The 15,225-nt window shown below is 55.7% G+C and carries 14 protein-coding genes and 1 tRNA gene; 7 read left to right on the top strand and 8 right to left on the bottom strand.

Annotated elements, in window-relative coordinates:
- The first annotated feature begins 13 nt into the window (after nucleotides 1–13).
- The 7 genes from ACG0Z5_RS20960 (at nucleotide 14) to ACG0Z5_RS20930 (ending at nucleotide 4,982) form a co-directional block, all read left to right on the top strand.
- Nucleotides 14–90: transfer RNA gene (locus ACG0Z5_RS20960), tRNA-Arg, on the top strand.
- Nucleotides 91–371: 281 nt separating this feature from the next.
- Entirely contained in the window at nucleotides 372–686 is a 315-nt protein-coding gene (locus tag ACG0Z5_RS20955) for a BON domain-containing protein (RefSeq protein ID WP_319629084.1), read from the top strand.
- Nucleotides 687–804: 118 nt separating this feature from the next.
- Entirely contained in the window at nucleotides 805–1,371 is a 567-nt protein-coding gene (gene yqaB, locus ACG0Z5_RS20950; protein ID WP_394450850.1) for a fructose-1-phosphate/6-phosphogluconate phosphatase, read from the top strand.
- A complete protein-coding gene (locus tag ACG0Z5_RS20945; RefSeq protein WP_394450844.1) occupies nucleotides 1,368–1,796 on the top strand; it encodes a YqaA family protein in 429 nt (142 codons plus the stop codon). The genes yqaB and ACG0Z5_RS20945 overlap by 4 nt, the downstream gene beginning before the upstream one ends.
- A 71-nt stretch (nucleotides 1,797–1,867) precedes the next feature.
- Nucleotides 1,868–3,424, top strand: coding sequence for a glutamate--cysteine ligase (gshA, locus tag ACG0Z5_RS20940; protein ID WP_394450842.1), 1,557 nt, complete (start codon nucleotides 1,868–1,870; stop codon nucleotides 3,422–3,424).
- Between the two features lie 204 nt (nucleotides 3,425–3,628).
- Entirely contained in the window at nucleotides 3,629–4,144 is a 516-nt protein-coding gene (gene luxS, locus ACG0Z5_RS20935) for an S-ribosylhomocysteine lyase (RefSeq protein ID WP_394450840.1), read from the top strand.
- Nucleotides 4,145–4,223: 79 nt separating this feature from the next.
- A complete protein-coding gene (locus tag ACG0Z5_RS20930; protein WP_394450838.1) occupies nucleotides 4,224–4,982 on the top strand; it encodes an AraC family transcriptional regulator in 759 nt (252 codons plus the stop codon).
- Here ACG0Z5_RS20930 and leuA read toward each other — a convergent pair.
- The 8 genes from leuA to proV all read right to left on the bottom strand — a co-directional run bounded on the left by leuA (nucleotide 4,979) and on the right by proV (nucleotide 15,079).
- A complete protein-coding gene (gene leuA, locus ACG0Z5_RS20925) occupies nucleotides 4,979–6,637 on the bottom strand; it encodes a 2-isopropylmalate synthase (protein ID WP_394450836.1) in 1,659 nt (552 codons plus the stop codon). The two genes, ACG0Z5_RS20930 and leuA, sit on opposite strands and share 4 nt — an antisense overlap.
- 123 nt (nucleotides 6,638–6,760) lie before the next feature.
- A complete protein-coding gene (emrB, locus tag ACG0Z5_RS20920; RefSeq protein ID WP_319629080.1) occupies nucleotides 6,761–8,299 on the bottom strand; it encodes a multidrug efflux MFS transporter permease subunit EmrB in 1,539 nt (512 codons plus the stop codon).
- A 15-nt stretch (nucleotides 8,300–8,314) separates the two neighbouring features.
- Nucleotides 8,315–9,487 (bottom strand): multidrug efflux MFS transporter periplasmic adaptor subunit EmrA, encoded by a 1,173-nt coding sequence (emrA, locus tag ACG0Z5_RS20915; protein ID WP_394450833.1) that lies wholly within the window; start codon nucleotides 9,485–9,487, stop codon nucleotides 8,315–8,317.
- A gap of 127 nt (nucleotides 9,488–9,614) precedes the next feature.
- A complete protein-coding gene (mprA, locus tag ACG0Z5_RS20910; protein WP_319629078.1) occupies nucleotides 9,615–10,145 on the bottom strand; it encodes a transcriptional repressor MprA in 531 nt (176 codons plus the stop codon).
- Between the two features lie 278 nt (nucleotides 10,146–10,423).
- Nucleotides 10,424–11,608 (bottom strand): MFS transporter, encoded by a 1,185-nt coding sequence (locus ACG0Z5_RS20905; protein WP_394450830.1) that lies wholly within the window; start codon nucleotides 11,606–11,608, stop codon nucleotides 10,424–10,426.
- 150 nt (nucleotides 11,609–11,758) lie between these two features.
- On the bottom strand, nucleotides 11,759–12,754 hold the full coding sequence (gene proX, locus ACG0Z5_RS20900) for a glycine betaine/L-proline ABC transporter substrate-binding protein ProX (protein ID WP_394450828.1): 996 nt from the start codon (nucleotides 12,752–12,754) through the stop codon (nucleotides 11,759–11,761).
- A gap of 65 nt (nucleotides 12,755–12,819) precedes the next feature.
- Nucleotides 12,820–13,884, bottom strand: a complete 1,065-nt coding sequence (gene proW, locus ACG0Z5_RS20895) for a glycine betaine/L-proline ABC transporter permease ProW (protein ID WP_394450826.1) — start codon at nucleotides 13,882–13,884, stop codon at nucleotides 12,820–12,822.
- Nucleotides 13,877–15,079 (bottom strand): glycine betaine/L-proline ABC transporter ATP-binding protein ProV, encoded by a 1,203-nt coding sequence (gene proV, locus ACG0Z5_RS20890; RefSeq protein ID WP_394450824.1) that lies wholly within the window; start codon nucleotides 15,077–15,079, stop codon nucleotides 13,877–13,879. Before proV ends, proW begins: the two co-directional genes overlap by 8 nt.
- Nucleotides 15,080–15,225 lie beyond the last annotated feature (146 nt).

The following is a 15,225-nucleotide window of genomic DNA, read 5'->3' as shown; positions in this document are numbered from 1 at the left end:
CAGCAGTCCCGATGCATCCGTAGCTCAGCTGGATAGAGTACTCGGCTACGAACCGAGCGGTCGGAGGTTCGAATCCTCCCGGATGCACCATATCCTCCAGGTTATCAGCGATGATAATGTGCCAGAGAGAGAAATACTCTCAGCAAGCATAAGGGAGGATAACGTTGCTTCAGCAACGGCCCTTTAGGGCGAGCCTTCTGTGAGTCATCCTCCCGGATACACCATATCCTCCCTAGTGTCCCTCTCAAGTTCAAACTCAGATTTTTCCCCAAAAAAAGCGTTAACCATTTGTTTACTATTGGCATCTTTCTTCTTCCAGGCTAATTTATATCTGTGATTAATTTGTTTTCAGGTAGCAAGGAGAGAAATCCATGAAATGGTTTAAAGCTGTTTCTGCATTCTGTGCAGCTGTCATCGTTGGCGTGTCTCTGGCAGGCTGTGCAGGGTCTTCCACCAAGGAAAGCACCGGCGGTTACATCGATGACACCGTGGTTACCACCAAAGTGAAATCCGCCCTGTTCAGTGATAAAGAGATCAAATCCTCCGAAATCGGCGTGGTGACCTTTAAAGGCCGCGTACAGCTGAGCGGTTTTGTCTCTTCGCAGGCGATTGCCAACCGTGCGGTGGAGATTACCCGCAACGTCACCGGCGTACGTGTTGTTGAGAACGATATGCAGGTCAAGTAACGTCTGAAAATGAAGCTAAAAGGCACCGTTTGGTGCCTTTGTTGTTTTCAGCGGGCAGCGACAAACCGCCCCGTTATACGGTAAAGTAACCTTTCGATCTGCGGTGAGTGAGGACATGATGTACGAGCGTTATGCAGGGCTGATTTTCGACATGGATGGCACCATCCTTGATACCGAACCCACTCATCTCAAGGCGTGGCATGACGTTCTCGGGCGCTACGGTATGCGCTATGAAGCTCAGGCCATGGCTGCCCTCAACGGATCGCCAACGTGGCGTATTGCGCAGGCGGTGATTGAACTGAATCAGGCCACCCTGGACCCGCATCAGCTGGCGCGTGAGAAAACGGATGCTGTAAAAGTGATGCTACTGGACACCGTGCGTCCGCTGCCATTAATTGATGTGGTAAAAGAGTGGCATGGTCGCCGCCCGATGGCCGTTGGCACCGGGAGCGAAAGTGCGATAGCCGAGGCGCTGCTGAACCATCTGGGCCTGCGTCACTATTTCTCTGCGGTGGTCGCCGCCGATCATGTGAAACATCACAAACCTGCACCTGACACCTTTCTGCTGTGCGCCGACCTGATTGGCGTCGCGCCCCAGAAATGCGTGGTTTTTGAAGATGCTGATTTTGGTATTCAGGCGGCGAAGAGTGCAGGCATGGATGTCGTGGACGTGCGCTTACTGTGAGTGACGCTCTGTCGCTGCTCTCACTCTTTGCCAGCAGTTTTCTCAGCGCGACCCTACTCCCCGGTAATTCCGAAGTTGTCCTGGTAGGCATGTTACTCGCAGGTGTCAGTCATCCCTGGCAGCTCGTGTTAATAGCAACAATGGGTAATAGCCTTGGAGGGGTAACTAACGTTATTCTTGGGCGTTTATTTCCGCAGCGTGATAATTCGCGTTGGCGGGAGAAAGCAGTGGGCTGGCTAAGACGTTACGGCGCGGCCACACTGTTATTGAGCTGGATGCCGGTTATCGGCGATTTACTGTGTGTCCTGGCAGGATGGATGCGTCTTTCCTGGGGACCGGTACTTTTTTTCTTATGCCTTGGCAAGGCGTTGCGCTATGTGGCCATTGCCGCAGCGACGCTACAGGGTATGACGTGGTGGCACTAATTGGATTGATTGTGACCGTCAACCATTACAATTATGCTTAATAAAATGATTTCGACAGGCGGGAGGTCAATTTGATCCCGGACGTATCACAGGCGCTGGCCTGGCTGGAAAAGCATCCTCAGGCAATTAAGGGGATCCAACGTGGTCTTGAGCGCGAAACGCTGCGCGTAAACGCAGATGGCTCACTGGCAACCACTGGCCATCCGGAAGTGCTTGGGTCTGCATTGACCCATAAATGGATTACCACAGATTTTGCCGAAGCGCTGCTGGAGTTTATTACTCCGGTGGACGGCGACATTGATCATATGCTGACGCTGATGCGTGATGTGCATCGCTATACGGCGCGCCACATTGGCAACGAACGGATGTGGCCGCTGAGTATGCCGTGCTACATCGCACCGGGTCAGGATATCGAACTGGCGCAGTACGGCACCTCTAACGTGGGCCGTCTGAAAACGCTGTATCGTGAAGGACTGAAAAACCGCTATGGCGCGCTGATGCAGACTATCTCTGGCGTGCATTATAACTTCTCGCTGCCGATGGCATTCTGGCAGGCGAAGTGCGGTGTGGACGGAACCGAAGACGGTAAAGAAGCTATCTCAGCCGGTTATTTCCGTTTGATTCGCAACTATTATCGTTTTGGCTGGGTGATCCCGTATCTGTTCGGTGCCTCACCGGCTATCTGTTCCTCGTTCCTGCAGGGCAAACCGACGACGCTACCGTTTGAGAAAACGGAGTGTGGCATGTACTACCTGCCATACGCCACCTCGCTGCGTCTGAGCGACCTGGGTTATACCAATAAGTCGCAAAGCAATCTCGGAATTACGTTTAACGATCTCCACGAGTATGTGGCAGGATTGAAGCGGGCGATCAAAACGCCGTCGGAAGAGTACGCCAAAATTGGCGTCGAGAAAGACGGTAAATTTATGCAGATCAACAGCAACATTTTGCAGATTGAAAATGAGCTGTACGCCCCGATTCGTCCTAAACGTGTCACCCGCAGCGGTGAAACGCCATCGGATGCGCTGCTGCGCGGCGGCATTGAGTACATTGAAGTGCGATCGCTGGATATCAACCCGTTCTCGCCGATTGGTGTGGACGAGCAACAGGTGCGCTTCCTCGATCTGTTTATGGTCTGGTGCGTGCTGGCGGATGCGCCAGAGATGAGCAGCGATGAACTGCTGTGTACGCGCACTAACTGGAATCGCGTGATTCTGGAAGGGCGTAAGCCGGGACTGACGCTGGGCATTGGCTGCGAAACTGCGCAGTTCCCGCTGGCGAAGGTAGGTAAAGACCTGTTCGCCGATTTGCGTCGGGTCGCACAGACGTTAGATAGCATTGACGGCGGTGAAGCGTATCAGAAAGTGTGTGATGAGCTGGTTGCAAGCTTTGATAATCCGGAATTAACTTTCTCAGCGCGCATTTTGCGTTCTATGCTTGAAAGTGGCATTGGCGGCACCGGCAAAGCGCTGGGTGATGAATACCGTACGATGCTGCGTGAAGAGCCGCTGGAGATTTTAAACGAAGCGGATTTTGAAGCGGAGCGTGAAGCTTCGTGGGCACGTCAGCGTCAGATTGAAGCGGCAGATACCGAGCCGTTCTCTGAACTGGTTGCGCGTCACGCCTGATACAAAAGAAAAAGGCCACAACGAGGTGGCCAAACTTTCATCTCTGAAAACAAAGATGATGATAACAAATGCGCGTCTTTCATATATTCAGACTCGCCCGGGAACGAAGAGTTCAGTTAATTTTAAAAAAAATCACACTCTTCAGCGTTTTTTTCTCAACTCCCTGATGGAGCGAGAAAAAATGAAGAGTTCGGAGGAGACAAAATGCCGTTATTAGATAGCTTCACTGTCGACCATACCCGAATGGAAGCCCCTGCTGTTCGCGTCGCTAAAACCATGCACACGCCGCACGGCGATGAAATCACGGTTTTTGATCTGCGCTTCTGCGTACCGAACAAAGAAGTGATGCCAGAGCGCGGGATCCACACTCTGGAGCACCTGTTTGCGGGCTTCATGCGCGATCATCTCAACGGCAACGGCGTGGAAATCATCGACATTTCACCGATGGGCTGCCGGACCGGTTTCTACATGAGCCTGATTGGCACCCCTGACGAATCTCGCGTGGCAGACGCCTGGAAAGCGGCGATGGCTGACGTGCTGAAGGTGGAAGAGCAGAATCAGATCCCGGAGCTGAACGTCTATCAGTGTGGCACCTATACCATGCACTCTCTGGAAGAAGCGCAGGAAATTGCCCGCCACATCATCGACAGGGGTGTGCGTGTGAATAGCAATGATGAGCTGGCGCTGCCGAAAGAGAAACTGCAGGAACTGCACATCTAGTTTTCTCTCCTCAGACCCGTCGGGCGCATGCTCGCCGGGTCTGCTCCCTTTATCTCAGGTTACCGCCGCGATTGCGCCCATGACCACATCCCTAACGTTCTCCTTTACCCGTCGGCCTTTGGTCCCTTTTGCCCATGATTATGTGCATGGCGATAGCGAGCCGTGGCATCAGCACGACTGCGCCCAATTACTGCACATTCTGAGTGGCGTCGTCAGGGTCGATACGCAGGCCGGATGCTGGGTGGTGCCGCCGGGGCGGGGCGTCTGGCTGCCCGCCGGAACGCCACATGCGCTGCGTATAACCGGTAACGTGGCGGCGCGCACGTTGTTTATCGATCCGCTGGCCAGGGCTTTTTTACCCGCAATCTGTCAGATAGTGCAGATCTCACCGCTGCTCCGGGAGCTGATCGTCTCCTCGCTGGGACTGGAGGAAGACTACGCCCCCGCCAGCCGGGATGAGCGCATTTACGAGCTGATCCTCGATGAAATTCGTGGGATGCAGGTGCTGCCGTTCGGTTTGCCCGAACCACAAGATGCGGCGTTGCGCGCGCTCTGCCAGCAGATGCGTGACCATCCTGCCGACGACTGGAACAGTGCCCGGGCGGCGAGGGCGGCGAATATGAGTGAACGGACGCTCAACCGGCACTTTCAGCAGCAGACGGCGCTGACCTGGAGCGAATGGGTGCGACGGGCGAGGCTGATGGAAGCGTTAGTCCGCCTGGCACAGGGGCAATCAGTGCTGAGAGTAGCGCTGGATCTTGGGTATGGCAGTCACAGCGCGTTCACGGCAATGTTTCGCCGGGTGATGGGGGTCTCACCCAGCGACTACTTCGGTTAGGCTTTCGACCCGACCGCGTTCAGCAGCGCCTGCAGCGACGCGCGGGACACATCGCTCTCAATGCCAACCCCCCACTGGCTGCTGCCGTCCGGAAGTAAGCAGCGAATGTAGGCCACCGATCGGCTGTCACTGCGCTCGCCCAGCGTATGCTCGTGATAGTCCTTAATCACCCACGGCTGTCTCAGCAGCGGTGTCAGACCGTTGACCGCCGCCGACAGCAGGCCATTCCCGCTGCCCAGCAAACGCCAGTTCTCCCCGTTGATCAACAGCGTGGCCTGCAACAGCAGTTCCCCGTTGTGCTGACTCTCGGTCTTATAATCCTGCAACAGCAGCGCGGGGTGCGGCACCAGGCCGTAACGGGCACGGAACAGCTGCCACAGCGCGTTATGGGTCATCTCCCGACCATGCCCGTCGGTTTCACGCTGCACATGCTGGCTGAAGTCCTGTTGCAGCGCACGCGGCAGGGTTAAGCCGTGGTTCTGCTCAATAAGCCATGCGCTGCCGCTTTTTCCGGACTGACTGTTGACGCGGATAACCGCTTCGTAGCTGCAACCAATATCCTGTGGATCAACGGGTAAATAAGGCATTTCCCAGCGTTGCCCCGGTTTGCGCGCATCGAATCCTTTCTTGATGGCATCCTGATGGGAGCCGGAAAAGGCGGTGTATGCCAGGCTTCCGGCCCAGGGATGGCGCGGGTGAACCGGGAGCTGGTTACAGCTTTCCACCACTTCCACCACCTGTTTCATGTCGCTGAAATCTAACTGCGGATCCACCCCCTGGCTGTAGAGGTTCATCGCCAGGGTTACCAGACAGACGTTGCCGGTGCGCTCGCCGTTGCCGAACAGACAGCCTTCCACACGATCTGCGCCTGCCAGTACGGCCAGTTCAGCACTGGCCACGCCGGTGCCGCGATCGTTATGCGGATGAACGCTGATACAGACCTCATTGCGGCGAGAGAAATGGCGGCAGAAATACTCAATCTGATCGGCATACACGTTGGGGGTATTGACCTCAACTGTGGCAGGCAGGTTGATGATCATTGGCCGACGGTTGCACGGTTCCCAAACTGCCGCTACCGCTTCGCAAATCTCCAGTGCGAATTCCGGTTCAGTAAAGCAGAAGGTTTCCGGGGAATACTCATACTGCCAGAGCGTCTCCGGCTGACATTCACACTGTTGTCGAATAAGCCGCGTGGCGTGGGTCGCCAGGGCTACCACTTGCGCTTTCTCCATGCCAAAAACCAGCCGACGAAACAGCGGGGCGGTGGCGTTATACAGATGAACGGTCGCCCGGTGCGCGCCCTGCAATGATTCAAAGGTGCGCAGGATAAGGTCATCCCGCGCCTGGGTTAAGACCTGTATGGTCACATCTTCCGGGATCCTGTTCTCGTCGATCAACTGGCGGACAAAATTGAAATCTGTTTGTGAGGCAGAAGGAAACGCCACTTCGATCTCTTTGAATCCGCAGCGCAGCAGCAGATCCCAGAATTGCAGTTTGCGTTCGGCGTCCATTGGTTCCGCCAACGCCTGATTGCCGTCGCGCAAATCCGTCGACAGCCAGCGCGGGGCGTGAGTCAGGGTGTTGTTTGGCCAGCGACGATCGGGCAGGGCTAAAACCGGCGATGGGCGATATTTTTCAGCAGGGTGGGTCAGCATGGGGTTCTCCTCTTGTCAGGTTTTATCCTGACGAAGTGTGGAGCAGGGCGCTTTAGCGAACGCGACAGAGTCTGGCGAGAAATGGACAAAAAAAGACCCTCTGCGAAGAGAGGGTCCAGAAAGTTAGTGTGCGCCACCGCCGCCGCCGCCCGCGCCAAACGGCGGTTTGGCTACCCAGATTAACCCCAGCAGGACGATAAAGATCCCCGCCGATAACCAGAATATCTCGTTGGCCGAGATAATGAGTCCCTGGCTAGTAATCTGTTGGGCTATCCAGCCGGAGGCCTGCTGCTGCGTCATCCCCATCCCTTGCAGCTGATCGTACATCTGCTGGGCGTTAGGATTATACGGCGTCACCGCCTCGGTGAGCTGTGCGTGGTGCATCGCTTCCCGGTTGGTCCACATCGTCGTGGTGAACGACGTGCCGATTGAACCTGCCAGCGTACGGCTGAAGTTTGACAGACTCGACGCCGCCGCCAGACGCTCAGGTGGAAGGCCAGAGAGCGTGATGGTGGTCAGTGGCATAAAGAAGCACGCCACCGCGAAGCCCTGAATAAACTGCGGCCAGGCCGACGCGCCAAAGTCCATCCCCGGCTCAAAGGTATACGCTCGCCAGTAGAAGCATACCGCATACATAATGAAGCTGAAGGTGACCAGCCGTCGCATATCGAGCTTATGCGCAAAGCGGCCGATAATCGGCGACAGCAATACCGGGATGATACCGACCGGCGCTGACGCCAGACCGGCCCAGGTGGCGGTATAGCCGTATACCTCCTGCAATAGCTGCGGCAGCAACACGATCGCGCCGAAGTAGAGCATGTAGGCCAGGCTGATACACAGCGTGCCTATGGTGAAGTTTCGCGACTTAAACAACGACAGGTCGACTATTGGGTTATCGTCGGTTAGCTCCCAGACAATCAGGAAGCTTATCGCCACCACCGCGACGATGGTCAGCACCACCACTTCGGTGGAGTTAAACCAGTCGAGCTCCTTCCCGCGGTCGAGCATCACCTGCAGACTGCCGATGCCGATAACCAGCAACGCCAGGCCGACGCCGTCAATACGCCGCTGTTCGGTGCGGGTTTCACGACCACGCAGGCTTTGCAGGGTCATCATCACCACTACCGCGCCAATCGGCACGTTGATAAAGAAGATCCAGCCCCAGTGGTAGTTATCGCTGATGTAACCCCCGAGGATTGGGCCACAAATTGGCGCCACGATCACCGTCATCGACCAGATAGCCAGGGCAAAGGAGCGCTTGGCTGGCGGATAGTTGTTTAACAGCAGGCTCTGCGACAGAGGGATCAGCGGCCCGGCGACCACACCCTGGATAACGCGGAAGAAGATAAGCATGGTCAGGCTGTTCGACATACCACAGGCCCAGGAGGCGATAACAAACGCCACGGTGGACCACAGGAACAGTTTGACCTCACCGACGCGCTTCGCGAGCCAGCCAGTTATCGGAATCGAAATGGCGTTTGCCACCCCGAACGAGGTGATGACCCACGTCCCCTGGCTCAGCGAGGAGCCAAGGTTACCGGCGATGGTCGGGATTGCCACGTTGGCAATCGTTGAGTCCAGCACCTGCATGAACGTCGCCAGCGACAGCGCAATGGTCATAATGACCAGCTGCGCGCCTTCCAGCGGTTTTTGCTGTTGCATTCCGTTCACCCCGGTTTAGTTGGCGTTGGCCTGCACGATGGTGTTGATCAGCTTATTCACCGGCTCCAGGCTGATTTCACGGGCATTACTCTCATACGCTGGGGTGGTGCGAACCTGATTCGCCAGGATCTGACCGTCGCGGTTGGAAGTATCAACTTCTACCAGCGTCGACAACCCAATGCGCAGCGGATGGTCGGCCAGCTGTTTGGCATCGAGTTCGATACGAACCGGCAGACGCTGAACCACTTTAATCCAGTTCCCGGTGGCGTTCTGCGCCGGAAGCAGGGAGAAGGCGCTGCCGGTCCCCATATCCAGACCGACCACTTTACCGGTGTATTTCACATCATCGCCGTAGATATCGCTGACCACGGTCACCGGCTGGCCAATACGCATATGCGCCAGCTGGGTCTCTTTGAAGTTAGCATCAATCCACAGATTAGTGGCAGGTACGACCGCCATCAGCGGAGTACTCGGGCTGATTTGCGCACCCGGCTGCACCGCACGGCGGGAGACATAGCCGGTCATCGGGCTGACGATTTTAGTTCTTTGCAGAGCAAGCCAGGCGTTACGCACTTCGGTCGCCGCCTGTTTCACCGCAGGCTGGTCTTCGAGCTTGGTGCCGAGCACCATCGCCTGGTTAGCGTTGTACTGTTGGATTGTCACGTTCAGTTCGGCCTGCGCACTGGCCACCGCATCGCGGGCGTGCTGCAGTTCTTCCCGACCAATCAGGTTCGCGTTACCCAGCGGGATACGACGATTGAGGTCAGTCTGTGCCTGTTCAAGCGCGGTCTTTTTGACGTCGATGCTGGCCTGCAATTGCTTGCTGTTGATCATCAACTGACGGGTCTGGCGCACGCTGGACGCAAGCTGAGTTTGCGCGCGTTCGAACGCCTGCTGGGCATCGGTCTCATCGAGCGTGACCAGCGGATCGCCTTTTTTGACGAAATCGGTATTGTCAGCCCAGACCTTCGTCACGCTACCCGATACCTGCGCCATGATTTGAACCTGGTTCCCTGCCACGTATGCGTCATCGGTTTCTTCATAATGACGCAGTACTAAAAACCAATAAATCCCATATGCCACGGCAATAAGAATAAAGAGCAAGGTCAGCAGCAGAAGAGTTCCTTTACGTTTACTTTTCTTGCCTGCCGGTTGCTGCGGGGTTTGAGTCTCCGCATTCGCGCTCATGTTTTTCTCCACGATCTTATTATTTCACATCGGCTGAGCCGACTTGTTTATCAGAAAGGCCAGCAGTTATGCGCTGCTGGCCTGTCAGTTTTATTTTTGAAATCAGGATATTGAGCGATTCACACGCTTAGCGAAGTGCATCCAGAACAACGCCTTCCTCTTCCATCTGATCGAGACGGGTCAGGAGTTTGCGGGTAATTTGCTCAAGACTCTCTTTTTCGGTGACGCTTAAAGAAGACCAGAGTTGGTGCAGGCAGTTGTGCTGCGGCGGTAACACTTCGCGCAGGAACTGATGACCTTTCTCGGTGAGCTGCAGATGCAGGCAGCGACGGTCATTGTCACTTTCACGGCGTTCAATCCAGCCGCGTTTTTCCAGTTCATCGGCGATACGGGTGGCGTTCGTACGAGAAGAACCCAGTGCGCAGCTCAGTTCTGACGGCTGAATACTGTGATTTTCCTGAGACTCAAGCGTGATTAACGCCATAAACAACGTCTCATTGATCCCCTGAGCTTTCAGCATTTTATTGCGGTTTTCCAGCAACTTACCTTGCATGTGCATGCACAGGCGAGTCAGAAGGATTTCCTGATAAGGGAAATCTTCATAGCGGCTGGCGCGAAATTTTAGCATTTGTTCAATGGGCGTAAACGAACTATCCATTTGGGCATAACCTCATTAATTACAGCCGATATAGTAACGACGGTGACAAATAATGTAAATGAATTAATGTCCCGAAATCATACATGCGGGCGATTAAATCAAAAAAGTGACGACTGGCGACGATACCGCTCGCCGCCAGCATTCCGGGAGGTTTCAGTGCGTGGAGGAATTATTTACCGTTGAAACAGTTGCCCGGCTAATCAGGTTGATAACCTTAACAGACACCGGGATGTGTTGACACCCCAAAGCCGGAATAAGGCCATGAATGTATAGCCTTTTCAGACAACCGCTTCCTGTCGATGAAATCCTCGCCACCACACCAACAGGTTCAGCGCCGCCATCGTGACGCCCGCCAGACACACCCCGGCCCAGCCCCAGTGCTGCCACGCAGAGGCAGAAATCAGCGATCCCGCCGCACCGCCGATGAAGTAGCTGGTCATGTAACCTGCGGTCAGCCGGTTACGCGCTTCGGGCTGCACGCGATAGATAACCGTCTGGTTGGTAATGTGGACGCCCTGTACGGTGAGGTCGAGCACCAGAATGCCGATAATCAGCGCCAGCACCGAACTGTGGCCGAACCAGATTGCGAGCCACGAAAGCAGAAGCAGCACTAATCCGCTGGTGGTGGTCAGATGCGATTTGCCTTTATCCGCCAGCCCGCCCGCCGGACGTGCGCCCAATGCTCCGGCGGCCCCCGCCAGGCCAAACAGACCAATCACGCCTTCGGAAAAGTGGAACGGCGCACCCGCCAGCAGAAAGGCCATTGAGGTCCAAAGAATGCTGAAGTTGGCAAACGTCAGACAGCCCAGCAGGGCGCGAGTGCGCAGCAGCTTATCGTGGGCAAACAGGCTAAACACCGAGCGCAGCAGCTGCGGATAGTTAAGGTGCGTTTCTTGTTTTACCTTCGGCAGGCCTCGCCACAGCGCAAGCGCCATCAGCACCATTAACGCTGACGCCACCCAATACACGGTCCGCCAACCGCCAAGACTGGCGAGCAGACCCGCCACGGTGCGGGCCAGCAAAATGCCGAGCAGCAGGCCACTCATGATGGTGCCGACCACTTTGCCACGTTTATCCGGGCTGGCAAGGGTGGCGGCCAGTGGGACTAAAATCTGCGCCACCACCGAAAACAGGCCGGTAAGGGCGGTGCCGAGGATCATCAGGGCCAATGACTGGCTGGTGGCCGTGATGAGCATTCCGCCCGCCGCGAGCAGCGTCATGGTGACGATTAAGGTACGGCGCTCGAACATATCGCCGAGCGGCACCAGAAACAGTAGCCCGGCGGCATAGCCCAACTGGGCGGCGGTCACGATAAAGCCCGCCTGTCCGGCGCTGAGTGAAAAGGCGCGGGCGATGGTATCCAGCAACGGTTGAGCATAGTAATTGCTGGCAACGGCGAGGCCGGTTGCCACGGACATCAGCGCAATCAGCGCCGGGGTAAGCCCCTGAGAATGTTTGGTCATGGTGATAGGTTGTTCTGTGAGTGATTATTTTGCAGGTAAGCAATAATAACCAATAACTGCGGGAAGGCGAAAAATGACGGGTGTCGAATCGTGCGTTTTGCCGGGAGGGGGTAGGCCCGGCAAGCAAGCGCCGCCGGGCAATCGAGAGTCTTACTTCTGCGCGGCCTGCGCTTCTTTCAGCCAGCCGTCAAACATCTGCTGGTGAGCGGCAATCCAGCCATCAACGTGACCCTGAATATCCGCTTCAGAGGCATGACCTTCATGCATCATCGCATTCTCGGCATTGATATCGGCAATAGGCAGCTTCATCAGTGAGAACAGCTTCGCCGCCGCCGGGTTTTTCTCAGCCCAGGCTTTGTTGGCCACGATGTGCATGGTGTTCACCGGGAAGCCATAGTTGGCACCGTTCGACAGTTTGGTGTCGATATCTTTCTGCTCGCCAGGCATCGCCGAGAACGGCACCTGCAGCCAAACGACGTCCTTGCCCGGCTTCAGTACATCGCTGACCCAGTACGGAGTCCAGGTGTAATACAGCACCGGTTTGCCTTCTTTATAACGGGTGATGGTATCGGCCATCATCGCCGCATAGTTACCCTGGTTGTGCACCACGTTATTGCTCAGGCCGAAGGCGTCAATCTGATGATTAATCACCGCTTCACAGCCCCAGCCCGGCGTACAACCGGTCAGGTCCGCTTTGCCGTCGCCATTGGTATCGAACAGTTTGGCAATTTTCGGATCTTTGAGCTGATCGATTTTGGTGATGTGGTACTGCTCGGCGGTTTTCTTGTCCATAAGGTAACCCTGCGCCGCACCGGTCACAAAGGTGCCTTCGCGGTAGAATTTCTTATCGCCACCTGCGGCCGCATACATATCGTCGTGCAGCGGTTTCCAGTTCACCGCGGTGAAGGTTGCATCACCAGAGGCAATCGAGGTGTAGCCGACGTTGTAGTCCACTTCGCTTGGTTTATTGACGGTGTAACCCAGTTTTTCCAGCGCACGGCTGACCAGCAGGGTCTGGAAGGTTTCTTCGGAAATGGTGCTCTGTACCGGTTGAACGGTAATGCCTTTGCCAGGCAGGTCAGCGGCAAACGCGCTGGTGGAGACAAGGGTGGCAAAAGCTGTGGCAAAAATTACGCTCTGTCGCATCGTTGTTCCTTTATAGGTATCAGGGAGTGGACCCGGCAGGCGTATGGCCGCCGGGTAATGCAGAATTACTTGCTGAAAATGCGTGTCACCAGGCCGAGAGGGCCGGTGGTGTACCAGCGACGGTTGCCGCGGCTACGGGAATCACGGCCAACGGCCTGTGTCAGACGGTCGAGAATAATGGCGAGGATAACGATCCCCACGCCGCCGACGGTCGCCAGACCCATATCGAGACGGCCAATCCCGCGCAGAACCATTTGGCCCAGACCGCCTACGGCGATCATCGAGGCGATAACCACCATCGACAGCGCCAGCATCAGCGTCTGGTTAACCCCGGCCATAATGGTCGGCATTGCCAGCGGCAGCTGTACTTTGAACAGCAGCTGGCGCGGGCTGGCACCAAACGAACGGGACGCTTCAATCAGGTCAGCCGGGACCTGGTTAATGCCGAGGATCGTCAGACGGACAATCGGCGGCAGGGCGAAGATAATCGTCACTACCACGCCCGGCACGTTGCCGATCCCGAACAGCATCACGATAGGCACCAGGTAGACGAACGCAGGCGTGGTCTGCATCGCATCAAGCAAGGGCCGGATTATTTTCGACGCACGCGGACTGCGCGCCAGCCAGATCCCCATCGGCAGGCCGATGATGATGCAGAACAGCAGGGCGGTCAGCACCAGGGCGAGCGTTACCATCGCCTGAGACCATGCGCCAATCGCGCCAATCAGGATCAGCGAGATAAGCGAGGCGATACCCATTCCCGCGCCGCCAATTTGCCAGGCGATCATCGCGAAGACCGCGATCGCCACCGGGGCAGGCATCCCCAGCAGCAACTGCTGGAAACCGTTCAGGATGTAATCCACCGGCAGGCGAATGCCCTGGAAGACCGGACGGAAGTGAGTGACCACCCAGTCGATCCCGCTCGTCACCCAGCTATCCAGTGGGATCAGCGTCTTGTGGAACGGATCGAGAATGTTGAAATGTTCGACTTTCGGCGCAGGCGCGCTGTGCAGCCAGTCGGCACCGCCGCCTGTAGCGGGTGCCGCATCGGGCGTGCCCCAGGCATCAGCGGATGGTGCGACGCTATCGGCCGCCGGTGTGGTTGCCCACGGATTGGATTGATCAGCCATTGTTTGTACCCTCACGATCTAAAGCCTGTAGAAGCATGCTTTTGGAGATGATGCCAACGTACTGTTGTTCTTCATCAATGACCGGCACCGCGCACGGGGCCTGACCAACATGAGAGAGCAACTCACTGAGCGCGGTCTGAGCGTCGACGGGCTGTGGAGCGTCCAGCAGCGCGGCGTCAATGCCCTGACCCTCGGCCAGCGCGGCCTTCAGGGAATCAATGGAGACAATACCGACGAACTTATTTCCGCGTTCAACGACGTAGCCGTATTCGCGATCTTCATCCTGCAACAGCTTGATAGCGGAGCGTGGGCCAAAGCCCGGAATTTTACGCAGCAGGCCTTTCGGCACTCGGCGCGCAATATCCTTCGCACTGAACACCTGGCTAATATCCACGCCACGGAAGAAGGTACGCACATAATCATTGGCCGGATTATTCAGAATTTCATCCGGGGTACCGATTTGCACCACTTCACCATTTTGCATAATGGCAATTCGGTCACCGATGCGCATGGCTTCGTCGAGATCGTGGGAAATAAAGACAATGGTACGCTGTTGACGCGATTGCAATTTCACCAGCTCATCCTGCATCTCGGTACGAATTAACGGATCGAGCGCAGAAAATGCTTCATCCATTAATAAGATGTCAGGGTTAATGGCTAACGCACGGGCCAGACCAACACGCTGACGCATCCCGCCGGATAATTCATCGGGGTACGCGTGGGCATAATTTTCCAGACCCACCTGACGCAGGGCGTCGAGCGCTTTTTCCTGACGTTCCTGCGGTGGTGTACCGGCTAATTCCATACCAAATGCGGTATTATCCAGCACGTTCATATGCGGCATCAGCGCGAATGACTGGAAGACCATCGCGATTTTCTTTCTGCGCACCTCACGGAGTTCGGCGTCCGATATTTTGGCAATATCAGTACCGTCGATCAGGACCTGTCCGCGGGTAGGTTCAATCAGGCGATTGAGAAGGCGTACCATGGTGGATTTGCCGGAACCGGATAACCCCATGATGACAAAAATCTCGCCTTCTTCAATGGCCAGACTGGCGTCAATAACGCCAAGTGACAACCCGGTCTTTTCAAGAATTTGTTCTTTATTCAGACCTTTCTCGATATATTTGAATGCGCGTTGCGGATGCTCGCCAAATATTTTATAAAGATTTTTAACTTCTAATTTAATTGCCATGCAATAAATTTATTCCTGTTATTTAATTGTGTCGATATGCTACCTGATGGAAATAATTGACTGGGCATACCCTAACATACTCAGATTCTGAGACAACCCTAAGTGTCCTAATGGCATGGGCATTTCCCGGTGCCGATTGGCGCTAT

Origin of the sequence: Scandinavium sp. M-37, from assembly GCF_043558715.1 — a bacterium.
GTDB classification, from domain to species: domain Bacteria; phylum Pseudomonadota; class Gammaproteobacteria; order Enterobacterales; family Enterobacteriaceae; genus Scandinavium; species Scandinavium vulneris_A.
This window is presented reverse-complemented; position numbering and strand designations above follow the sequence as displayed.